21 protein-coding genes are annotated in these 20,601 nt (G+C 72.9%); 11 read left to right on the forward strand and 10 right to left on the reverse strand.

The genetic code is table 11. The annotated features are described in order from the left end of the window. Positions 1–117: 117 nt before the first annotated feature. From ACIPK3_RS13580 to ACIPK3_RS13590, 3 genes are read right to left on the reverse strand one after another with little or no spacing between them, the layout of a single operon-like run. The gene (locus ACIPK3_RS13580; protein ID WP_402569441.1) at positions 118–846 is read right to left on the reverse strand and encodes an FAD:protein FMN transferase; all 729 of its coding nucleotides are present in this window, start codon (positions 844–846) and stop codon (positions 118–120) included. 2 nt (positions 847–848) lie between these two features. Beyond that, complete coding sequence (locus ACIPK3_RS13585) at positions 849–1,259, reverse strand: FMN-binding protein (RefSeq protein WP_402569199.1); 411 nt, start codon at positions 1,257–1,259, stop codon at positions 849–851. A 13-nt stretch (positions 1,260–1,272) separates the two neighbouring features. Continuing rightward, positions 1,273–2,616, reverse strand: a complete 1,344-nt coding sequence (locus ACIPK3_RS13590; protein WP_402569201.1) for a ferric reductase-like transmembrane domain-containing protein — start codon at positions 2,614–2,616, stop codon at positions 1,273–1,275. 151 nt (positions 2,617–2,767) lie between these two features. Here ACIPK3_RS13590 and ACIPK3_RS13595 point away from each other — a divergent pair, with 151 nt between their 5' ends. Together ACIPK3_RS13595 and ACIPK3_RS13600 are read left to right on the forward strand one after the other, a co-directional pair. Further along, the gene (locus ACIPK3_RS13595; RefSeq protein WP_402569203.1) at positions 2,768–3,472 is read left to right on the forward strand and encodes a response regulator transcription factor; all 705 of its coding nucleotides are present in this window, start codon (positions 2,768–2,770) and stop codon (positions 3,470–3,472) included. Further along, positions 3,469–4,902 carry a sensor histidine kinase gene (locus ACIPK3_RS13600; protein WP_402569205.1) on the forward strand — a complete coding sequence of 478 codons (1,434 nt, stop codon included), beginning with the start codon at positions 3,469–3,471 and terminating at the stop codon, positions 4,900–4,902. Before ACIPK3_RS13595 ends, ACIPK3_RS13600 begins: the two co-directional genes overlap by 4 nt. A 16-nt stretch (positions 4,903–4,918) precedes the next feature. Here the strand turns inward: ACIPK3_RS13600 and ACIPK3_RS13605 are convergent, their stop codons facing one another. The 5 genes from ACIPK3_RS13605 to ACIPK3_RS13625 form a co-directional block, all read right to left on the reverse strand. Continuing rightward, positions 4,919–6,091, reverse strand: coding sequence for a PP2C family protein-serine/threonine phosphatase (locus ACIPK3_RS13605; RefSeq protein WP_402569207.1), 1,173 nt, complete (start codon positions 6,089–6,091; stop codon positions 4,919–4,921). Between the two features lie 143 nt (positions 6,092–6,234). Then, positions 6,235–6,642 carry a peptide-methionine (R)-S-oxide reductase MsrB gene (msrB, locus tag ACIPK3_RS13610; protein ID WP_402569208.1) on the reverse strand — a complete coding sequence of 136 codons (408 nt, stop codon included), beginning with the start codon at positions 6,640–6,642 and terminating at the stop codon, positions 6,235–6,237. Between the two features lie 14 nt (positions 6,643–6,656). Beyond that, complete coding sequence (murC, locus tag ACIPK3_RS13615) at positions 6,657–8,048, reverse strand: UDP-N-acetylmuramate--L-alanine ligase (protein WP_402569209.1); 1,392 nt, start codon at positions 8,046–8,048, stop codon at positions 6,657–6,659. 115 nt (positions 8,049–8,163) lie between these two features. Then, the gene (locus tag ACIPK3_RS13620; RefSeq protein ID WP_402569211.1) at positions 8,164–8,637 is read right to left on the reverse strand and encodes an indole-3-glycerol phosphate synthase; all 474 of its coding nucleotides are present in this window, start codon (positions 8,635–8,637) and stop codon (positions 8,164–8,166) included. Between the two features lie 164 nt (positions 8,638–8,801). Next, a complete protein-coding gene (locus ACIPK3_RS13625; RefSeq protein ID WP_402569213.1) occupies positions 8,802–9,635 on the reverse strand; it encodes a pyrimidine reductase family protein in 834 nt (277 codons plus the stop codon). Between the two features lie 50 nt (positions 9,636–9,685). Between ACIPK3_RS13625 and zapE the strand changes: the two genes are divergently transcribed. The 8 genes from zapE (at position 9,686) to ACIPK3_RS13665 (ending at position 16,873) form a co-directional block, all read left to right on the forward strand. Continuing rightward, positions 9,686–10,834 carry a cell division protein ZapE gene (gene zapE, locus ACIPK3_RS13630; RefSeq protein ID WP_402569217.1) on the forward strand — a complete coding sequence of 383 codons (1,149 nt, stop codon included), beginning with the start codon at positions 9,686–9,688 and terminating at the stop codon, positions 10,832–10,834. An 86-nt stretch (positions 10,835–10,920) separates the two neighbouring features. Continuing rightward, a complete protein-coding gene (locus ACIPK3_RS13635) occupies positions 10,921–11,754 on the forward strand; it encodes a slipin family protein (RefSeq protein ID WP_402569219.1) in 834 nt (277 codons plus the stop codon). Positions 11,755–11,817: 63 nt separating this feature from the next. Next, positions 11,818–12,672 (forward strand): polysaccharide deacetylase family protein, encoded by an 855-nt coding sequence (locus tag ACIPK3_RS13640; protein WP_402569221.1) that lies wholly within the window; start codon positions 11,818–11,820, stop codon positions 12,670–12,672. Between the two features lie 18 nt (positions 12,673–12,690). After that, positions 12,691–12,873 carry a hypothetical protein gene (locus tag ACIPK3_RS13645; protein ID WP_402569223.1) on the forward strand — a complete coding sequence of 61 codons (183 nt, stop codon included), beginning with the start codon at positions 12,691–12,693 and terminating at the stop codon, positions 12,871–12,873. A gap of 40 nt (positions 12,874–12,913) precedes the next feature. Then, complete coding sequence (locus ACIPK3_RS13650) at positions 12,914–13,636, forward strand: aminoacyl-tRNA hydrolase (protein ID WP_402569225.1); 723 nt, start codon at positions 12,914–12,916, stop codon at positions 13,634–13,636. A 106-nt stretch (positions 13,637–13,742) separates the two neighbouring features. Next, complete coding sequence (locus ACIPK3_RS13655; protein ID WP_402569227.1) at positions 13,743–15,047, forward strand: DUF692 domain-containing protein; 1,305 nt, start codon at positions 13,743–13,745, stop codon at positions 15,045–15,047. A gap of 107 nt (positions 15,048–15,154) precedes the next feature. After that, positions 15,155–15,925 carry a DUF4142 domain-containing protein gene (locus ACIPK3_RS13660; RefSeq protein ID WP_402569228.1) on the forward strand — a complete coding sequence of 257 codons (771 nt, stop codon included), beginning with the start codon at positions 15,155–15,157 and terminating at the stop codon, positions 15,923–15,925. Between the two features lie 96 nt (positions 15,926–16,021). Then, complete coding sequence (locus ACIPK3_RS13665) at positions 16,022–16,873, forward strand: TIGR04222 domain-containing membrane protein (protein ID WP_402569230.1); 852 nt, start codon at positions 16,022–16,024, stop codon at positions 16,871–16,873. On the opposite strand, the gene hemQ is transcribed toward ACIPK3_RS13665, so the two are convergent. Together hemQ and hemG are read right to left on the reverse strand one after the other, a co-directional pair. Beyond that, on the reverse strand, positions 16,870–17,601 hold the full coding sequence (gene hemQ / locus ACIPK3_RS13670) for a hydrogen peroxide-dependent heme synthase (RefSeq protein ID WP_402569232.1): 732 nt from the start codon (positions 17,599–17,601) through the stop codon (positions 16,870–16,872). The genes ACIPK3_RS13665 and hemQ overlap by 4 nt on opposite strands. Positions 17,602–17,605: 4 nt before the next feature. Continuing rightward, positions 17,606–19,102 (reverse strand): protoporphyrinogen oxidase, encoded by a 1,497-nt coding sequence (gene hemG / locus ACIPK3_RS13675; protein WP_402569235.1) that lies wholly within the window; start codon positions 19,100–19,102, stop codon positions 17,606–17,608. 73 nt (positions 19,103–19,175) lie between these two features. On the opposite strand from hemG, the gene ACIPK3_RS13680 reads away from it, so the two are divergent. Then, on the forward strand, positions 19,176–20,567 hold the full coding sequence (locus tag ACIPK3_RS13680) for an FAD-dependent oxidoreductase (RefSeq protein ID WP_402569237.1): 1,392 nt from the start codon (positions 19,176–19,178) through the stop codon (positions 20,565–20,567). Positions 20,568–20,601 lie beyond the last annotated feature (34 nt).

Raw genomic sequence — 20,601 nt, forward strand, 5'->3', positions numbered from 1 at the left:
TGGCAGATCCCTGCCCGTTTCCGGCCACGGTCGTCACGCAGGCCGCTGCGGGACGAGTCTAGACGGCGAGTGTTTCAGCAGTTCGGCGGGCGACCGGGCCTTGAGACGGACGTCGGGTCAGCCGGTTCCGGACAGCGGAACTCCCGCCGTGCGCAGCACCTGCCGGCCGGCGTCCACCGCGAGGACCTCGCAACCGGGCCGGGCGGCCGCCCAGGCGACACCCCCCACGCCCAGCGCGAAGGCGGCCGTCGCGGCGGTGTCCGCCTCGGTCAGGGTCGACGCCACGACGGTCAGGCTGAGCAACCCGGTCGCGGGGCGGCCGGTGCGGGCGTCCATGATGTGGTCGCCGCGTTCGTAGCGGCCGGAGGTGGCCACCGCGCCGTCGGTGATGTCCAGGACCGCGCACAACCGGTCGGCGTGTTCGGGGTGCCGTATCCCCACCCGCCAGGGCCCGCCGGCCGCGACCACGTCGCCGCCCGCGTTCAGGCAGAACCGCCGGACCCCCGCCGCCGTCAGCGAGTCGGCCGCGCGCTGGACGGCCCAGCCCTTCACCACCGCGCAGGGGTCGAGGCCACGGCCGGGGAGCCGGACGTCGAACGCCCCGCCCGTCGCCACCCGGTACTCCTCGCACAGGGCCAGGATCTCGGCGAGGTCCGCGCTGACCGCGTCGGCGGACAACTCGCCCCGGTCCAGGCGGGACACCTCGCTGTCCGCCTTGAACGGGCTGAACCGGGCGTCGGCCTCGCGCAGCCAGGCGAACACCGCCTCCACGACGTCCTCGCCCACGCCCTCGTCGTCCACCCGCAGGGACACGGGGAACCCCATGACGTGCTCGATCCGGTGCACGGTCACCCGGCCGCCTCGTCGATCGCGGCCTGCAGTGACTTCTTGTACCCCTCGCTGGTGATGGTGGCCCCGGACACCGAGTCGATGTCGGCGCTCTGGGCCGTGAGGGTCTCCTGGATCAGCGTCGGCACCGCGCCGGCGGTCGTCGGGCCCGCCGGCTGTTTGACCATCCGTACGGAGCTGATCCTGCCGCCCTCGTAGGTGATTTCGACCTGCACGTCTCCCTTCTCCGTGGTGACGGTGGAGCCCGTCACCACCTTGGACGAGGAGGACGACGTCTTCGACGAGGACGACGAGGAACCGGAATTGGACGTGCTCGGCCCGGCCGTCACCGTGTCGTGGGACGGCGTGTAGCGCCACAGCGGGATCAGGCCCGCGACAGTCAGCGCCAGAACGGGGATTGCTCGCTTCATGTTCGTGCCTCTCTCATCCCGCCAGGCTGAAGCGTTCGAAGTGGATCTGCTGCCGGGGCACGCCCAGGTCGCCGAGGTTGCGGCGCACCGCGGCCGTCATCCCGGGCGGCCCGCACACGAAGGTGTCGCGGTCGGCGATGTCGGGCACCAGCCGGGCCAGTTCGCGGGGTGCGAGCAGGTCCGGGGCCGCCGGTCCGGCGATCACGTGCAGTTCCGCGCCCTTGGCGGCGGCCAGTTCGGCCAGTTCCGCGTAGAGGACCGCGTCCCGTTCGGCGGCCACCCGGTAGAGCACGACGGTGTGGCCCGGCAGGTCCTCAAGCAGGGCACGGATCGGGGTGATGCCCACTCCGCCCGCGATCAGCACGCTGTCGGGACGGGTGCGGTGCAAGGTGGTGAAGGCGCCGTAGGGCCCCTCGGCGAACACCCGGGTGCCGGGCTTGAGACGGCGCAGGGCCGCCGTGCCGTCACCGGCGGTCTTGACGGTCAGCCGCAGTTGGCGGCCGTCGGGCGCGGCGGACAGCGAGAAGGGGTTGGCCTGCCACCAGCGGTCCCTGGTCAGGAACCGCCACAGGAAGAACTGTCCCGCCGCGGCCGGCAGCCGGTCGAGGTCACGGCCGGTGACGTACACCGAGACCACGCTGTCGGACTCGGGCACCACGGCCGACACCCGCAGCCGGTGGCGCAGGTTCCGCCGCAGCGGAAGCAGGACCCGGCCCACCAGCACCGCACCGAGAGCCGCGCCCCACAGCGCGTACCAGTAGGTCCGCGCGAAGGCCGACGACGTGAACGTCGGGCCGATCGCGACCTGGTGGGTGAAGGCGAGGACCACCGCCACATAGGTGTAGAGGTGGACGAAGTGCCAGGTCTCGTAGGCCAGTCGGCGCCGCGCCCAGCGGGCCGAGACCGCGCCGACCACCAGGATCAGCAGCATGGCGACGACGGCGCGGAGCACGCCCTCGGTGGTCCGGGCCAGGTCGAACAGCTCGCTGACCGGGTTCCTGCCCGACAGCTGGGCGTAGGCGAGGCTGATGAACACCGCGTGCCCGAGCAGCGTCCACAGCAGACCGAAGCCGGTCCAGCGGTGCCAGGAGGTGAGCCGGTCCATGCCGATACGCCGGTCGAACCAGGGCAGCCGGGCCACCAGCAGCAGCTGGAAGGCCATGAGGAGCGCGCCGTAGAGGCCGGTGAGGCGGCCGAGCGCCATGAGGACGTCCGGGCCGGGGCCCGCCTGGGCGAAGAGGACGGCGACCAGGACGGCGTTCACGCCCAGCAGCACGCCGAGGCCGGTGCGCGCCAGCACCCTGGGGCGCATCGCCGTGGAGGGCGGGTTCGCGGGGGGCGCTTTGAGGGTCGTCATGGGCGGCAGCTCCCTTGAGTGGGTCCGGATGACGAGCTTGCCCACGGCCACCTGTCGGTTTCCTGTCGTCCCACTTTCAAGTACGTATCGATGTGCCCGGCCGGGCCGGACGGCCTCGGGCACCGGGCCCGGCGTGGCGCAGTATGAGGGGGTGGAAACTGTGCGACTCCTCGTTGTGGACGACGACCCGCCGATAGCCGACCTGGTGGCCACGGTCGCCAGGTACGAGGGCTGGACGGCGGTCACCGCCTACTCCGGTGAGGAGGCGCTGAGCCTGGCCGCCGGCTTCCGTCCGGACATCGTCGTCCTCGACCTGATGCTGCCCGACGTGGACGGATTCGGTGTGCTCGACCGGCTGCGCCGCTCGGGGACGATGGTGCCCGTGGTGTTCCTCACCGCGCGGGACACGGTGGCCGACCGGGTGGCCGGACTGACCCGGGGCGGCGACGACTACCTGGTGAAGCCCTTCGCGGTGGAGGAGCTGATGGCCCGGCTGCGCACGGTGCTGCGGCGCAGCTCCGGGCGCGGCCCGGGGAACGGCTCCGAGCGGCCGGTGCTGCGCGTGGCCGATCTGACCGTGGACGAGGACACCAGGGAGGTGCGCCGGGGCACCCGTCTGCTGTCGCTCACTCCGACCGAGTTCGATGTGCTGCGCTATCTGATGCGCAGGTCACCCGCGGTGCTCACCAAGGCGCAGATCCTCGACCACGTGTGGGAGTACGGCTTCGGCGGTCGCTCCAACGTGGTCGAACTGGTCATCAGCCGGCTGCGCCGCAAGCTCGACGAGGCCGGCGGGGAACCGCTGATCCACACCGCGCGGGGCTTCGGTTACGCGGTACGTCGGGCGGCCCGGTGAGCGGACGGCTCCGGCGGGCGTACGGCGGACTGCGGCTCGGCACCCGGCTCGCGCTGAGCCTGGGCGCGCTGTCGCTGGTCGTGTTCGCCGTCGTCGGTACGGCGTTGACGACGTACATGCAGAACTACCTCGAACGGCAGCTCGGGGAACAGCTGAAGGTCGTCCAGGTCGTACAGACCAAGGACGCGTCCACGCACGGCACGGTGCGGCGCCAGCCGTACTACGGCTGGTACACCGCGGTGTTCGACGTCACGGGCGGTTCGGCCCGGCTGCGCAGGCCATCCGACGCGCCGGCCGACACACGGGCGCTGACGACGCTCGCCGAGGCACGGGCCCGCACGGACGTGGAACTGCTGCGCACCGTGCACATCGACGGTGAGGGCGCCTACCGGCTGCGCGCCTGCGAGGTGGAGCCCGGGGTGGTGCTGGTCAGCGCGGCCCCGATGACCGGGATCGAGGAGACGGTACGGCGGCTGGTCGCGGTGCAGGCGGTGGTGTTCGCGCTGGCACTGCTGGCCCTGGTCGGCTTCGGCCGCACGATGCTGCGGCGCGGCCTCCAGCCGCTGAGCGACATGGCCCACACCGCCCACGGCATCGCCTCCCACGACCTCAGCGACTCCGCGGCCCGGCTGCCGTTGCGCGCCGACCGTCCCGGAGGCGGCCCGGAGATCGAGGAACTGCGCACCGCGTTCAACACGATGCTGGAGCACATCGACTCCTCCCTCGCGGTGCGCGCGGAGGCCGAGCAGCGGTTGCGGCGCTTCGTGGCGGACGCCTCGCACGAACTGCGCACTCCGCTGATGTCGGTACGGGGCTACGCGGACCTGTTCGGCTACGCGGCCGCCAACGAGCCGGAGGAACGCGAGCGGCACCTGGCCCGGCTGCGCGCCGAGGCGGCCCGTATGGGGGTGCTCCTGGACGACCTGCTGCTGCTCGCCCGGCTGGACGAGGCGGAGGTGCCGCTGCGGCCGGCCGATACCGATCTCGGGGGCCTCGTGGAGGAGGCGGCGGACGCCTTCCGCGCGGGCCACCCGGGCCATCCGCTGACGGCGAGCGCGGGCGACGTCCCGGTGCGGCTGCGTGTGGACCCGGTACGGATCCGTCAGGTGCTGGACAACCTCCTGACCAACGCGGCCGTGCACACCCCGGAGGGGACCGCGGTGTCCGTGTCGCTCTCGGCCACGGCCGACACGGCGACGGTCCGGATCACGGACGCGGGCCCGGGCATCCCGGCCGCCGAGCGGAGCCGGATCTTCGACCGCTTCTACCGCGTGGACAAGGCCCGCAGTCGGGACCGGGGCGGCAGCGGGCTGGGTCTGGCGGTGGCCCGGGCTCTCGTGGCGGCCCACGGCGGAACCGTCGCGCTGGCCGGGGAGCCGGGGAGAACGTCGTTCACGATCACGCTGCCCCGGGCCGTGGGCGACCGCTGACCCGGCGTGCCCGTGCTCACCAGCCGGGCCCCTCGGGAGTGCCCTCGGGTGGGACCGGGCCGTGCCTCAGCCGGGAGCGGGCCGCCAGCACGGCCACGTCGTCCTCGGCGTTGCGTGCGTCCAGGCGGGTGACGATGGTCTCCAGGATCTCGCTGACGGTCGCGCCGGGCGCGAAGCCGAGCCCGGCGAGGCGGCCGAGGGACCTGTCGATGTCCTCGCCGCGGTGCTCGACCAGGCCGTCGGTGAACAGCACCAGGGTCTCGTCGGCACCGAGTGTGTGGGTGGCGCACTGGTAGCCGCCGAAGCCGGTGCCGAGCGGCGGGCCGACCGGGGCGGACACCAGGGAGGTGTCGCCGTCACGGGTGACCAGGGCGGGTGGGAGATGGCCCGCGCTGGCCAGGGTGAGCTGGCTGCGGGCCGGGTCGACGCGCGCGATCAGGCAGGTGGCGGGTCTGCGGTCCGCCTCGCCGGAGGCGATGTGGTCCATCTGGCGCAGCACCCGGTGCGGGGGGAGGTCGGCGGAGGCGATGTAGCGCAGGGAGGAGCGGTAGGCGTTCATGTCGACGGCGGCTTCCAGGCCGTGGCCCATGACGTCGCCGACCACGAGCAGGGTGCGGCCGAAGTGCAGCCGGACGGTCTCGCACCAGTCGCCGCCGACCAGGGCCCGGCCGCCCACGGGTAGATAGCGGACGCCGACCTCCAGGTTGGGGTGCGGACGGCCGGGCTCCGCGATCAGGGCGCGCTGGAGATCGCCGGCGGTGCGGTTCACCCGCTCGTACTCGCGGGCGTGCCGGACGTGCGAGGCGGCCCGTTCGGCGAGGACGGCGAGCAGCTCCGCCTCGAAGCGGACGAACGGCGGCCCGTCCCGGGCACAGACCAACACGCCGTAGTGGATTTCTCTGCTGCTCAGCGGCACACCGATGGCGGGCTGGGCGCGGATGCCGAGCGGGTACTCGATCCAGGGCTCCTGGCGGCCGTCCGCCGCCGGGGCCCCCAGGTCCCGGGCCACGGCGATGGCCCAGCGGGCGTCGGGCAGCATGCCGGGGTCGCCGTGGACGGCGTCGTAGCCGGAGACGGTGTCGCCGATCCTGCGGACGATCGCGGCCGCACCGCCTGTCAGCCGTGCGGCCGCGAAGGCCAGTTCCGCGCAGGTCTTGGTCTCGTCGAGCGTCGTTCCGATCCCGCGCACCGCCGCCCGCAGGGTCCTCAGCCCGTCCTCACGGCCGTCTCCGGCCGCTCCGGGCCTTCGACGGGACTGGATCCATCGGGCGACGCCCCACACCTACACAGAATCTCAAACCGGAGCGGTCCCGGCACCCAGCGTGCGGTCCGTCACTCCTCGTCCGGTGCCAGCCGCAGCGAGAGGCTGTTGATGCAGTACCGCTGGTCGGTGGGGGTGCCGTAGCCCTCCCCCTCGAAGACGTGTCCCAGGTGGGAGCCGCAGCGGGCGCAGCGGACCTCCGTGCGGACCATCCCGTGGGAGCGGTCCTCCAGGAGCTCCACCGCGTCGGTGTCCTTCGGGTCGAAGAAGGACGGCCAGCCGCAGTGGGAGTCGAACTTCGTCTCCGAGGTGAAGAGGTCGGCGCCGCAGGCGCGACAGGAGTAGACGCCCTTGGTCTTGCTGTCCGTGTACTCGCCGACGAAGGCCGGCTCGGTGCCGGCCTGGCGCAGCACGGCGTACTCCGCCGGGGTCAGCTCCGCGCGCCACTGCTCGTCCGGCTTCTCGACGTCGTACGCCATGACTTTTCAGCCCCTCACTGGTGCGACAGGTGATCCAGAATGCGTGGGCCCAGGTCTGTCACGTCGCCCGCGCCCATGGTGAGAACGAGATCACCCTGCCTCGCCATTCCCGCGATCACTGCGGGGATCTCGGCCTTGTCGTGCACGGCCCGCACCGCCGCGCCCGCCGAGCGTGCCGCGTCGATGATGATGTCGCTGGTCACACCGGGGACCGGGTCCTCGCGGGCCGGGTAGATGTCGAGCACCACGGACTCGTCCGCGAGGGTCAGCGACTCGCCCATCTCCTTGCCCAGCTCCTGGGTGCGGGAGAACAGGTGCGGCTGGAAGACCACCAGGATGCGGGAGTCACCCGCGGCCGCGCGCATGGCCTCCAGGTCGGCGGTCATCTCGGTGGGGTGGTGGGCGTACGAGTCGATGACCTGGACGCCGGCCGCCTCGCCCTTGAGCTGGAGGCGCCGCTTCACCCCGGTGTAGGCGGCCAGCGCGGGCGCCAGTTCCTCGGCCGGGATACCGAGCGCCGCGCCCGCCGCCAGGGCGGCCACCGCGTTGTGGGCGTAGTGGCGGCCGGGCACGGATACGGTGAAGGTCAGCTCGGCGCCGTCCATGAGGACGGTGACCTCGCTCTTGAGGCCCTGCGGTACCACGGACAGGACGCGCACGTCGGCGTCCGCCGACTCTCCGTACGTCACCGTCCGCACCCGGCCGGCCAGGCGCCGGGTCAGCTCCCGGGCGCCCTCCTGGTCGGCGGCGATCACCAGCGTGCCGTCGGGGACGATCCGGTCGGCGAAGGTCTCGAAGGACTCGTGGATCTCCTCGATGGAGGCGTAGTTCGCGTGGTGGTCCAGCTCCACGTTGAGGACGATCGCGACCTCGGGCGCGTACTTGTGGAAGCTGCGGTCCGATTCGTCGGCCTCGGCGACGAAGATGTCGCCCTCGCCGTGCAGCGCGTTGGAGCCGGGTGCGTCCAGGTCGCCGCCGATTGCGTACGACGGGGACAGGCCCAGCTCGGTGAGGGAGACCGCCAGCATCGAGGTGGTGGTGGTCTTGCCGTGGGTGCCGGCGACGGCGATCGGGCGCAGGCCGGTCATCAGGGCCGCCAGCGCGTCGGAGCGGTGCACCACGGGGATGCCCAGTTCGGCCGCGCGGGCCAGCTCGGGGTTGTCCTGGCGGATCGCGGACGAGACGACGACACAGCTGGCGTCGTCCGCGAGGTGCCCGGCCGCGTGCCCGATGTGCACGGTCGCGCCCAGCGTGCGCAGGGCCTGGGCGGTCTCGGAGTCCCTGGCGTCGCTGCCCGCCACCTTCGCCCCACGCTGCGCGAGGATCTTCGCGATGCCCGACATTCCGGCGCCGCCGATGCCGATGAAGTGCGGTCGGTCCATCGCGGTGGGAAGGCCCGGAGCCATGTGTGTCTCCCTAGGGGTGGTGCGGCGAGCGTTCAGCGCACCACCTTATGGCCCAGGCCGATCCGGTACCCATCAGGGCGGGGTCGGGCGAGGGCGTGGTCGGGTCGGGGTGCGGTCACGCCTTGCTGTGCGAGAACAGCTTGAGCACCGGTACGCCGACCTTGTGCCGGGCTCTGGACGCCCAGTCGCGGTGGAAGAACTCCTCCACGTAGTGGGGGTCGGTCAGGACGATCACCTCGTCGGCGCCGGTCTCCTCGACCAGCGCCTTCAGGGCGTCCAGCGGGTGGTCCTCGACCAGTCGGCCGTCGGCCTCGCTGCCCACCGCGCGCAGCGCCCTGATGGACACGTCCAGGGCCTGGCGGGCGGGTTCCCTGGCGGCGTCGCCCTCGGGGGTGCCGCCCTCGCGTGCCGCCTCGTCCAGCTCGCCCAGCGCGATGTCGTCGATGGCCCGCAGCAGGCGGTCGGCCTGGTCGCCGCGGGGCTGAAGCAGGACGTGGAAGGCGACCTGATCGTCACCGTGCAGGGTGGTGACGAACTCCACGTCGGCGGACGTCAGAGCCTTCTCGATCATCAGTACGCTTTTGAACACCGGCGCCCCATTCTCTTCGGGCCCGTACGGCCCCTGTCCTGCGTGGGGCCGCGATCGACCCCTGAGGAAACCATCCTGCCCCGTGATCGCACGGGTACTGCCGGATTCAGTGTTCCCGCTGAAAAGCGGTCGGAAAGTAAGCGGAACGGCATATTCCGCCTAATTCAGGACCGACGGTAGCGGCTGAACAGGAACCCGGCCTCTTCCAGCAGGGACACGAGTTCGAAGCGCCGGGGCACGGCGATCGACGGACCGCCGGCGATGCGCTGCGCGTCCCCGGCGGTGAGCATCGGCGAGAGGCTCAGGCACAGCTCGTCCAGCACCCCGGCGGCGACCATCTGGCCCAGCAACCGGGGCCCGCCCTCGGTGAGCAGCCTGGTGTGACCCAGGGCGGCGAGGGCCTGTACGGCACGCGCCGGGTCCACCCCGACGCCGTCACCCGCGATCACCACCCGCGCACCCGCCTTCTCGGCGGTGGCGATCCGGTCCGGGGCCGCCGCGGCGCCGGTCAGGACGAGGGTGGGCACCAGGGGGGAGGTGAACAGCGGGAGCGAGTAGTCGAGGTCCAGGCTCGCGGTGACGACCGCGATCGCCGCGGCCGGTGCCTGTCCGGCCGCCTTCCTGGCCCCGGCGAACTCCGCCCGCGCGCGGGCCGGCCGGTACTCCTCCTGCCGTACCGTTTCCGCGCCCACGACGACGACGTCCGCCAGTGCCCTGAGCGTGCCGAAGATCCGCATGTCCGTCGCGCTTGAGATGGGCTGCGAGCGGCCCTCGTGCTGGGCGGCCCCGTCGAGCGTGGACACCATGTTGGCCCGCAGCCAGGCCGATCGCCCGCTTGCCGCCGCCTCGGGATAGGCGTAGGCGGTGGCGAGTTCGGCGAGGCTCCACTCCCGGTCCCCGCCGTGGTCCGGGGCCACCGCCCGCTCGCCGGTCGCCGTGCGGGCCGTAACCCTCTCGTCGGTCGATGTCTCGTCGGTCACGGGGAACAGGCGTCGCATGTGGTGCAGTGTGGCACGGCGCTCAGGGGTGCCTGCCCCATGAGCGCCCGATGCGACCAGGGCGGGCAGAGGGCAGGCACCCCTTAGCATGGGTAACCGTGTCGTCCTCCTCCCCCTCCGCGTCCGGGCCGAGCCCGATAGCCGACGTGTCCCCGATCTCCCTGTGCGAGCGCGAGCCGCACGTCCCCGCGGACCGGCTGGTCGCCGAGATGGTGCCGCCGCCACGCTTCGACTCGGTCCGCTTCGCCACGTACATCCCGGACCCGAACCAGCCGAGCCAGACCGAGGCGGTGCGGGTGCTCGAAGGCTTCGCGGCCGGTCTCGGCGGGGCGCACTCCACCGGCTCCGGCCGGCGCGGCTTCCTCGGGTTCGGAAGGCCCAGGGCCCCCAAGGCGGCCGCGGGCCCCCGCGGTGTCTACCTCGACGGCGGCTACGGCGTGGGCAAGACCCATCTGCTCGCCTCCCTGTGGCACGCCACGCCCGCCGAACCCGCGCTCAAGGCGTTCGGCACCTTCGTGGAGCTGACCAACCTGGTCGGCGCCCTCGGGTTCCAGCAGACCGTGCGGACGCTGTCCGGGCACCGGCTGCTGTGCATCGACGAGTTCGAGCTGGACGACCCCGGCGACACCGTCCTGGTGTCGACCCTGCTCGGCAAGCTGGTCGACGCCGGAGTGGCGCTGGCCGCCACCTCCAACACGCTGCCGGGCAAGCTCGGCGAGGGCCGGTTCGCGGCCGCGGACTTCCTGCGCGAGATCCAGGGTCTGTCCGCCCACTTCCGCGCCCTGCGCATCGACGGCGAGGACTACCGCCACCGGGGGCTGCCCGAGGCTCCGGCGCCGTTCTCGGACGAACAGGTGACCAAGACCGCGTACGCGACCCCGGGTGCCTCGCTGGACGACTTCCCGCGCCTGCTGGACCACCTGGCGAAGGTGCACCCCAGCCGGTACGGCGCGCTCACCGACGGACTGCGCGCGGTGTGCCTCACCGATGTGCGCGCGGTGCCGGACCAGTCGACGGCGCTGCGGCTCGTGGTCCTCGCGGACCGGCTCTACGACCGTGAGGTCCCGGTGCTCGCCGCGGGGCTGCCCTTCGACCGGTTGTTCAGCGAGGAGATGCTGAACGGCGGGTACCGCAAGAAGTACTTCCGCGCGATATCCCGCCTCACCGCGCTGGCCCGCGACGCGAAGGGGCTTGTGTAGAGCGGCGACGGCGATGGCCCCGGGCCGGGCGACGGGCATATCGTTGCAGGAGCGGACACGAAGGACCTCTTAAGAAGGAGGTCGTCATGCTCCAGGAACTGCTGGGAGCACTGGCCGCCGCCGGTGCCGCGGGTGTGGTGTACCTGGCCGCGGGCCTGCGGGTCGTCAAACAGTACGAGCGCGGAGTGGTCTTCCGGCTCGGCCGGCTGCGCGGTGAGGTGCGCCGGCCGGGGCTGGCCCTGATCATCCCGGCGGTGGACCGGCTGTACAAGGTCAACATGCAGATCGTGACGATGCCCGTGCCCGCCCAGGAGGGCATCACACGGGACAACGTGACCGTGCGGGTGGACGCGGTCGTGTACTTCAGGGTGATGGACGCGGCCGCCGCGACGGTGAACGTCGAGGACTACCGGTTCGCCGTCTCCCAGATGGCGCAGACCTCCCTGCGCTCGATCATCGGCAAGAGCGACCTGGACGATCTGCTGTCCAGCCGCGAGAAGCTCAACGAGGGGCTGGAGCTGATGATCGACAGCCCGGCGGTGGGCTGGGGCGTGCAGATCGACCGCGTGGAGATCAAGGACGTCTCGCTGCCGGACACCATGAAGCGCTCCATGGCCCGCCAGGCCGAGGCCGACCGCGAGCGCCGGGCGCGGATCATCAACGCCGACGCCGAACTCCAGGCCTCCAAGAAGCTGGCCGAGGCGGCACAACAGATGGCCGACACCCCGTCCGCCCTCCAGCTGCGGCTGCTTCAGACGGTCATGGCGGTGGCTGCGGAGAAGAACTCCACGCTGGTGCTGCCGATCCCGGTGGAACTGCTGCGGTTCCTGGAGAACGCACACCCACCGGCGGAGATCGCACACCCCCCGACGGAGAACACACACGCCCCGGCGGTGAACACGCAGCATCCGGCCGGGTGACTCCGGCGGGCCCCGCAGGGCGCGTCGGACCGATAGGCATATTTCCACTCATACCGTCATGCTGTGTTCACTCTTGTACGACGTGTTCGACGCGTAGCCGCACTCTGTGCCCTGGGCGCCGCCCTGACCGCCTGCGGCGGCGGCGCCGGAACCCCGGCCGCCCCGCACCCGGCCCCGGCGCGCCCCGCACCCGCCGCCTCCGCGCCGCCCCGGCTCGCCCCGGGGCCGGCCGGTCTCACCCCGGTCTTCATGAACGGTCCGCGCACCCCGGACAAGACCGTCGCCCTCACCTTCGACGCCGACATGACCGCCGACCAGGGACCGCGCGCGGCCGCCGGCGAGCACTTCGACAACCCCGCGCTCATCGCCACACTGCGCGCGCTGAAGGTCCCGGCCACCGTGTTCATGACCGGCAGATGGGCCGACGAGTACCCGGCCGAGGCCCGTGACATCGGCCAGGACCCACTCTTCGAGGTCGGCAACCACTCCTACAGCCACTACGCCTTCACCGGTGACTGCTACGGCCTGCCGACGGTCGACGCCGACCGGATGCGCGCGGACGTCGAGCAGGCGTACACGTCCATCCGCCGGGCGGGGGTGCCGCGCCCGATGCCGTACTTCCGCTTCCCCGGCGGCTGCTACGACCAGCCGGCACTGCGCGCACTGAGCGGTCTGGGCGTCACCGCGGTGCAGTGGGACGTGGTGAGCGGCGACGCGTTCGCCACGGACGCCGACGCCGTCGCCCGGCAGGTACTGGACGGAGTGAAGTCCGGTTCCGTCGTCGTCATGCACTGCACCCGCAGCGCCGCCCCGACGACGGAGCGCGTGGTACGCGCGGTCGTGCCGAAGCTGCGCGAGCGGGGCTACCGGCTCGTGAAGGTGTCCGAGCTCATCGGCCAGGCCGCCCGCCACGACTGACCGGCCTACGCTGAAGAGATGAGCGACGAGGACTACGACTCCATCATCGACTCCACCCCGGCGACCCCGGCCGACGGCCCGCCGTACGCGGAGTGCGTGCGGTGCCGGAAGCCGACCGAGTACCCCGCGGCGTACCGGGGGGTCACGCTGTGCCCGGTCTGCGACTGGCAGGAGGCCGAGCGCGGCGCCTGTCCGGGGTGACCGGTTGGGCCGTCGCCGCCCGGTCGTAGGGTTGTCCGCTGTGAACGACATCGTGACAGCCCCCGGCGACAGCCCCTTCCGCGCGGAGCGCAGCGCGCGGGACGAGGCACCGCAGTTCGTGCTGCCCCTGGTGGCACGGATCGAACGCGCCGCTCCACCCGCGCGCACGGACGCGCTGGAGACCGCGGCGCGTGCCGTGCTCGTACTGCTCGCCGACGAGCGGGCGCGCGGGGAGGGCGAGTGGGCCGACGCGGTCCGTGACTGGCAGGACGCCCGCATCCGCAAGGTCGTACGACGGGCCCGCGGCGCCGAGTGGCGGCGGGCCGAAGCCCTGCCCGGAATCACGGTGACCGGCAGCACCGCGGAGGTACGGGTCTTCCCGCCCGTCCCCCTGGACGGCTGGCCCAAGGAACTCGCCAAGCTCCAGGTGTCCGGCACCGACCTCGACGACCCGCGACCGCCGGCCGCGCCCGACCCGGACGTGCCCACCCTGTGGACGAACCCCCACCTCGACATGACGGCCGGCAAGGCCATGGCCCAGGCAGGACACGGTGCCCAGCTCGCCTGGTGGGAACTGTCCGACGAACAGCGCACGGCCTGGCGCGACGCGGGCTTCCCCCTCGCCGTACGCGTCGCCGACCCCGCGGACTGGGCCCGCCTCACCGGCGGCGGGCTCCCGCTCGTACGCGACGCCGGGTTCACCGAGATCGCGCCCGGCAGTCCGACCGTGGTGGCCGACCATCCGGCGCTGCGCCGGTCCTGACACCGGTCGACGAGAACCTCAAATGTTGCTCTGAAGACGTGGCCGCCGGGGTTCACCGCCGGGCGCCTGGGCGATAACCCCCGTCACGCGAACGAGGGGGACGGACATGCGCCGACTGGGCACCGGAATCGGCTGGCGGCCGGAGATCGCCGACGCCGTCGAGGGGATGACCGGGATCGACTGGGTGGAGGCCGTGGCGGAGAACGTGTGCCCCGGGCATCCGCCGGAGTCGCTGCTGCGGCTGCGCGAGCGCGGCGTCACGGTGGTGCCGCACGGTGTCTCCCTCGGACTTGGCGGCGCGGAGCGGCCCGACGCGGCGCGGCTGGCCGATCTCGCCGCGCGGGCCGAGCTGCTGGGGGCGCCGCTGGTCACGGAGCACATCGCGTTCGTGCGGGCGGGCGGGCCGCTGACCGCGTCCCCACGGCTGGAGGCGGGCCATCTGCTGCCCGTGCCGCGGACCCGGGACGCGCTCGACGTACTGTGCGAGAACGTGCGGATCGCCCGGCAGGCGCTGCCGGTGCCGCTCGCCGTGGAGAACATCGCCGCGCTGATCTCCTGGCCCGGCGAGGAACTGACCGAGGGCCAGTTCCTGTACGAGCTGGCGGACCGGACCGGAGTACGGCTGCTCATCGATGTCGCCAACCTGTACACCAACCTCGTCAACCGGGGCGAGGACCCGGCCGAGGCGCTCGCCGAACTGCCCCTGGAGGCCATCGCCTACGTCCATGTCGCGGGCGGCTTCGAGCGCGACGGCGTCTGGCACGACAGCCACGCCCACCCCGTCCCCGAGGCGGTCCTCGACATCCTGACCGACCTGGCCTCCCGGGTCTCGCCGCCCGGGGTGCTGCTGGAGCGGGACGAGGACTTCCCCGCCCCCGGTGAGCTGGAGAGGGAACTGGAGGCGATCAAGGAGGCGGTGCGCAAGGGGGGCGCCGCCGTACGGGAGTCCGGCACCGTGCGGGAGGCCCCCGGTACCATCTCCCCCGCCGCCGACGAAGCCAGGGAGCGGCTCGCGCTCGCGCAGACCGCGGTCCTCTCCTCGCTGGTCGCCGGGACCCCCGTGCCCGAGGGGTTCGACCGGACGCGGATGGGCGTCCAGGCGCGGGCACTCGCCGCGAAGCGGGCGGGGGTGGTGGCGAAGGTCGCTCCCGAACTGCCCCGGATCCTCGGGGACGGCTATCGGCCGGCGTTCCTCGCCTACGCCCACACGCATCCGATGAGCGGCGGCTACCGGCGCGACGCGCTGGACTTCGCCGGGAGCCTGCTGTCCGCGGACCGGATCGAGAACGCGGGGGTGCGGCGGGAGCTGCGGGAGTGGTGGCTGGACCGGTCGGGGCCCGCGCCCCGGTCCCCTCGCCCCGCGGCGCGGGCCGCCCGCGCGGCACGCAGGGTGCTGCTGCGCAGGACGTGAGAGCGGTAACACCCGCCCCTTTTCAGCGGAACCCCGCAGTAATATGCCGATTCCCGCGCCCGCCCGCTCCAGCCTGGCGTGCGGTGCCGCGAGCAGGAGGCAGCACCATGGGACCACGACCACCGGCCGGGCGCCGGGGCGTCTTCACCGGCACCGGACTCATCATCACAGGCCTGGCCGCGACCGCCGTCGCGCTGCTCGTCCCGGTCTGGTCGTACGCGCAGCGGCCAGGGACGGCCGCCGCCGACACCTTGAGCGCGCAGACCGTGGCCACGCCGTACGGCCCGCTGTCCACGCTGGACCGGGACTTCGTCACCAAGGTCCGGCTGGCCGGGCTGTGGGAACTGCCCGCCGGTGAGCTGGCCGAGCAGAAGGGCACCACCGAGGCCGTACGGACCGCCGGCCGGCATCTGGTGGACGGGCACACCGCCCTGGACGCGCACGACCGCACCGTGGCCAGCCGGCTCGGGCTGCCCGTGCCCAACGAGCCCAACGAGCAGCAGCAGGAGTGGCTCGCCACCCTGCGCGCGGCGAGCGGGCCGGACTTCGACCGCGAGTTCGCCAACATCGTGCGGCTGGCCCACGGACGGGTGTTCTCCGTGGTCGCCCAGGTCAGGGCGGGTACCCAGAACTCCCTGGTGCGTGGCCTCGCCGACGACGCCAACACCACCGTCCTGGACCACATCAGGGTGCTGGAGGCCACCGGCTATGTGGACTTCGCCTCCCTGGCGCGGGACCTCGCCGCCACGAGCAGTCCCGCCGTCCCCGTCCCGCCGTCCGTCGACCCCGCCCAGGCGGTCCCGGTGACCCCCGCGCCGACGGCCACCTGGACGCTCCCACCGGCCGCCTCCAGCCCGGAGCCGACGGGTACTCCCTGATCCGCGAACCATCCGGAACGTCACATACCGGCCACACTCTGTCCGGATGGCGAAAATGACATGGCGCTCACCAGGCCACTGGCATAGAAACACGTCATGTTCTGGGTCCTACTCCTGCTTCTGGCCTGGGCCGTTGCCGGTACCGCGTGCACCCGGCTGTGCCTGGCCGCCGTACACGCGGCGGCTGTCGCCACTCAGGACGCGACCTCCGTCCGGGGGCGCGACCTGACGCTGTACGAGGCGGCCTTCCTGTCGGGCGGCCCCTCGCGGGTCGCGGATCTCACCCTGGTCTCGATGGCACGCCAGCGCCGGCTGCTGCTCGCGCACACCGGCTGGGCGACCGTCGTGGACCCGAGAGGCCGGGACGACATCGAACGGTCCGTCATAGGGGCGATAGGCCCACAGGGCCAGTCCCGGATCGAGCCGGTGCGGTCCGCGGCCGCGAGCGCCGACGCCGTGCGCACTCTGGCGGACGGCCTGGTGCGGGCGGGGCTCGCGGTGCCCGACGGGGCCCGTAGCCCCGTCGCGGCCGGAGTGCGCCAGGTCAGGGCCGCCGCGCTCGGTGTCGTCGCGCTCGCCGCCCTGGCGCTGCTGCTGCCCGCCGAGACCGGGATGCCGCGCGACCTGGTCGCCTGCTGGTTCGCGCTGCCGCTCGCCCTGACCCTGGGCTGCCTCGCCCTCGCACGCGTCGAGGCGCACCCCTACTCGCCGTGGGCCTCCCCCGCCGGGCAGCGGCTGCTCGGCGCGCTGCCCCGGCGCGCGAACGGCGCCGTGGACGGCGCGGGCGGTGCTGCCGTGGGCGGCGCGGGCGGTGGCGCCGGGAACGGCGCCGGGGACGACCGCACCTACCTCACCTCCGTCGCCGTACGCGGGATCCGCGCGATCGGCGAACCGGAACTCCGCGCGGCGTTCGCCCACCGTGACCAGCCCTGGCAGCAGCAGCCTTAGGCGAGCCCCGACACCAGTTCGGACACGCTCTTGCGGCGGCCCGTGTAGAACGGGACTTCCTCGCGGACGTGCATACGGGCCTCGGAGGCACGCAGATGACGCATCAGGTCCACGATGCGGTACAGCTCGTCCGCCTCGAAGGCGAGGAGCCACTCGTAGTCGCCGAGGGAGAACGAGGCGACCGTGTTGGCGCGCACGTCGGGGTAGCCGCGAGCCATCTTGCCGTGGTCGGCGAGCATGCGGCGGCGGTCCTCCTCGGGCAGCAGATACCAGTCGTACGAGCGCACGAACGGGTAGACGCTGACGTAGTTGCGAGGAGTCTCGTCGGCGAGGAAGGCCGGGATGTGCGAGCGGTTGAACTCGGCCGGGCGATGCAGTGCCATGTTCGACCAGACCGGCTCCAGCGCGCGGCCCAGCCGGGTGCGGCGGAAGAGGTTGTACGCCTCCTGGAGCTGGTCACTGGTCTCGGCGTGCCACCAGATCATGACGTCGGCGTCGGCGCGCAGACCGGACACGTCGTACGTGCCGCGGACGGTCACGCCCTTGGCGGCGAGCTGGTCGAACAGCTCCTCGACCTCGTCGGCGTAACCGGCGCGGTCCTCCGGCAGCACGTCCTTCAGGCGGAAGACCGACCACAGGGTGTACCGGATGACGTCGTTGAGGTCCTTGGCCAGCTTGCCCCGGTTGGGGGTCCTGCCGGGCTCGGTGGTGGAGGCTTCGTCGTTCATGACGCTATTCTCCCGCTCCGCCGTGCAGGCTCTGCACCGGGTTCGCGGACAGCTCCCGCACCGCGCGCGAATCACCGTCCAGCTGATCCACGGCGGCGTGCGCGCTCGCGACACAGGCCGGGATGCCGACGCCGTCGTACTGCGCGCCGCACACGGCCAGGCCGGGCAGCGCGGCGACATGCTCGCGGATACGGGCGACGCGCGCGTGGTGGCCGACCGGGTACTGCGGCAGGCCGTCGGTCCAGCGGACCACCCGGGTGTCCAGCGGCGTGGCGTCAAGGCCGGTGGCCGCCCCCAGGTCCCTCCTGGACACGTCGACGAGGTGGGCGTCCTCGTGCTGGAGGATCTCCGTCTCGCCGTACCGTCCGACGGAGGTGCGCAGCGTGATCACGTCGGGGTTGTCCTCGGCCATCCAGCGCCACTTCTGGGAGGAGAAGGTGGACGCCTTGATGGTGCGGCCGTCGACGGGCGGGACGAGGAATCCGCTGCCGTCGGGGAGGGTGACGTCGGCGCGGTGGTAGGCGAGGGTCACCAGGGCCATGGAGGCGTATTCGACGGCTCGCAGTTCGGCGGCGGCCGCGGGGGCCTCGGCAGCCAGCAGGGCGGCGGCCGCGGGCGCGGGTACGGCGACGACCACGGCGTCGGCGTGCAGCACGCGGTCGCCGGCCGTCACCCGCCAGCCGCCGTCACCGGCCCGGCGCAGTTCCGTCGCGGGAGTGCGGGTGAGGATCTCGCCGCCTTGCGCGGTGACCGAGGCCGCGACCGCTTGGGCGAGCGTGCCGACGCCGCCCTCGATGCCCATGAACACGGGCCCGGTATGCTGGTTCGCCGCGGCCTTCGCCTGGATCCCGCGGACGGCCTCGGTCAGCGAGGCGTGGGTGCGGGCGGCCTGGAAGAGCTGCGGAACGGCCGAGCGCATCGAGATGCGGTAGGCGTCACCGGCGTAGACCCCGCCGAGCAGGGGTTCGACCAGGCGGTCGACGACCTCGCGGCCGAGGCGGTCCGCCACGTACTCCCCCACCCCGACGTCGTCGCCGACCTCCGTGCGGGGCAGGTCGGCTTCGCGCTCGATGCGGGCGAGACCCTCGTCCGACAGCACGCCGGACAGGGCGGCGGCCGTGCCCGGCACACCCATCACATGCCCCTTGGGCATGGGGCGCAGGGCGCCACGGGTCCAGATCGAGGCGGTCGCGGTGCCGGGGGGCGTCAGACGGTCGGCGAGGCCCACCTCGCGTGCGAGGCCGACCGCCTCGGGGCGGCGCGCCAGCATCGACTCTGCGCCGAGGTCGATGCGGACGCCCGCCATCTCTGCGACCTGGAGCTTGCCGCCGATTCCCTCGGCGGCCTCCAGGACGGTGACGCGCGCGCCGCGCCCCAGCAGCCGGTGCGCGGCGGCGAGCCCCGCGATGCCCGCCCCGATGACGACGACGTGCCCCGTCCCGTCCGTACCGGATCCATACACACCTGATCCATGCACGCCGGATCCGTTCTTGCCGTTCATGGCTCCACCTTCTCAGACGGCACCGACAGGAGGCGGTCCCGCCCGAAGTCGGCGGTCCCCGTAGCGTGTTCCCATGGACATGAACGGTGGGCCGGAGCGGCTGGTGGTGATCGGCGGGGACGCCGCCGGGATGTCGGCGGCGTCGCAGGCGCGGCGGCTGCGCGGGCCGGGCGAGTTGGAGATCGTGGCGTTCGAACGCGGCGGCTTCACCTCCTATTCGGCCTGCGGGATCCCCTACTGGGTGGGCGGCGACGTGCCCGAACGCGACCTGCTGATCGCGCGCGCGCCCGAGGAGCACCGCGCGCGCGGGATCGAGGTGCGGCTGCGTACCGAGGTCACGGAGATCGACGTGGCCGGGCGGCGGGTACGGGCGCGGGCACTCGATTCCGAAGCCGAGTCGTGGACGCCGTACGACAAGCTGGTGATCGCGACCGGCGCCCGCCCGGTCCGCCCCGACCTGCCGGGCATGGACGCGCACGGGGTGCACGGCGTGCAGACCCTGGACGACGGACAGGCGCTGCTCGACACCCTGGCGGACACGCCGGGACGCCGCGCGGTCGTCATCGGCGCGGGCTACATCGGCGTCGAGATGGCCGAGGCCCTGGTCAACCGGGGCTATGAGGTGACGATGGTCAACCGGGGCAGCGAGCCCATGGCCACGCTCGACCCGGACATGGGCCGGCTGGTGCACCGGGCCATGACGGCGATGGGCATCACGATCGTCGGCGACGCCGAGGTCACCGGGCTGCGCACCGGGCCGGACGGCCGGGTGCGCGCGGTGGCCACCAAGGACGCGGAGTACCCGGCGGACGTGGTCGTCCTTGGCATCGGCGTACGCCCCGAGACCACGCTCGCCGCGCGGGCGGGCCTGCCCCTCGGGGAGCACGGCGGTCTGCTCACGGACCTGGCGATGCGGGTCCGCGGCCACGAGAACATCTGGGCCGGCGGTGACTGCGTGGAGGTGCGCGACCTGGTCCTGGGCCAGGAGCGGCACATCGCGCTGGGCACCCACGCCAACAAGCACGGCCAGGTCATCGGCACGAACGCGGGCGGCGGTTACGCCGTCTTCCCGGGCGTGGTCGGCACGGCGGTGAGCAAGGTCTGCGACCTGGAGATCGCCCGCACGGGCCTGCGCGAGAAGGACGCCCGCCGGGCGGGTCTGCGCTTCGAGGCGGTCACCATCGAGTCGACCAGCCGCGCGGGCTACTACCCCGGCGCCGCCCCCATGACGGTGAAGATGCTCGCCGAGCACCGCACGGGACGGCTGCTCGGGGTGCAGATCGTCGGCCGGGAGGGGGCGGCGAAGCGGGTCGACGTCGCCGCGGTCGCGCTGACCGCGGGCATGACGGTGGAACAGATGACAGCCCTGGACCTGGGTTACGCCCCGCCGTTCTCGCCGGTCTGGGATCCGGTCCTGGTGGCGGCGAGGAAGGCGGCGGCGAAAGTGGCGGCGAAAACGCCCTGAGCCGGAAAGCGACCTGTCGAGGTCGCCTTCGCCG

This window comes from Streptomyces sp. NPDC086787, from assembly GCF_044745865.1.
GTDB lineage: Bacteria > Actinomycetota > Actinomycetes > Streptomycetales > Streptomycetaceae > Streptomyces.

Excerpts from the sequence above, each read along its gene's own strand:
- ACIPK3_RS13585 (WP_402569199.1), bottom strand. The coding sequence starts at position 1,259 with ATGAAGCGAGCAATCCCCGTTCTGGCGCTGACTGTCGCGGGCCTGATC.
- ACIPK3_RS13590 (WP_402569201.1), bottom strand. The coding sequence starts at position 2,616 with ATGACGACCCTCAAAGCGCCCCCCGCGAACCCGCCCTCCACGGCGATG.
- msrB (WP_402569208.1), bottom strand. The coding sequence starts at position 6,642 with ATGGCGTACGACGTCGAGAAGCCGGACGAGCAGTGGCGCGCGGAGCTG.
- murC (WP_402569209.1), bottom strand. The coding sequence starts at position 8,048 with ATGGCTCCGGGCCTTCCCACCGCGATGGACCGACCGCACTTCATCGGC.
- ACIPK3_RS13625 (WP_402569213.1), bottom strand. The coding sequence starts at position 9,635 with ATGCGACGCCTGTTCCCCGTGACCGACGAGACATCGACCGACGAGAGG.
- zapE (WP_402569217.1), top strand. The coding sequence starts at position 9,686 with ATGCGACCAGGGCGGGCAGAGGGCAGGCACCCCTTAGCATGGGTAACC.
- ACIPK3_RS13635 (WP_402569219.1), top strand. The coding sequence starts at position 10,921 with ATGCTCCAGGAACTGCTGGGAGCACTGGCCGCCGCCGGTGCCGCGGGT.
- ACIPK3_RS13645 (WP_402569223.1), top strand. The coding sequence starts at position 12,691 with ATGAGCGACGAGGACTACGACTCCATCATCGACTCCACCCCGGCGACC.
- ACIPK3_RS13655 (WP_402569227.1), top strand. The coding sequence starts at position 13,743 with ATGCGCCGACTGGGCACCGGAATCGGCTGGCGGCCGGAGATCGCCGAC.
- ACIPK3_RS13660 (WP_402569228.1), top strand. The coding sequence starts at position 15,155 with ATGGGACCACGACCACCGGCCGGGCGCCGGGGCGTCTTCACCGGCACC.
- ACIPK3_RS13665 (WP_402569230.1), top strand. The coding sequence starts at position 16,022 with ATGTTCTGGGTCCTACTCCTGCTTCTGGCCTGGGCCGTTGCCGGTACC.
- hemQ (WP_402569232.1), bottom strand. The coding sequence starts at position 17,601 with ATGAACGACGAAGCCTCCACCACCGAGCCCGGCAGGACCCCCAACCGG.
- hemG (WP_402569235.1), bottom strand. The coding sequence starts at position 19,102 with ATGAACGGCAAGAACGGATCCGGCGTGCATGGATCAGGTGTGTATGGA.
- ACIPK3_RS13680 (WP_402569237.1), top strand. The coding sequence starts at position 19,176 with ATGGACATGAACGGTGGGCCGGAGCGGCTGGTGGTGATCGGCGGGGAC.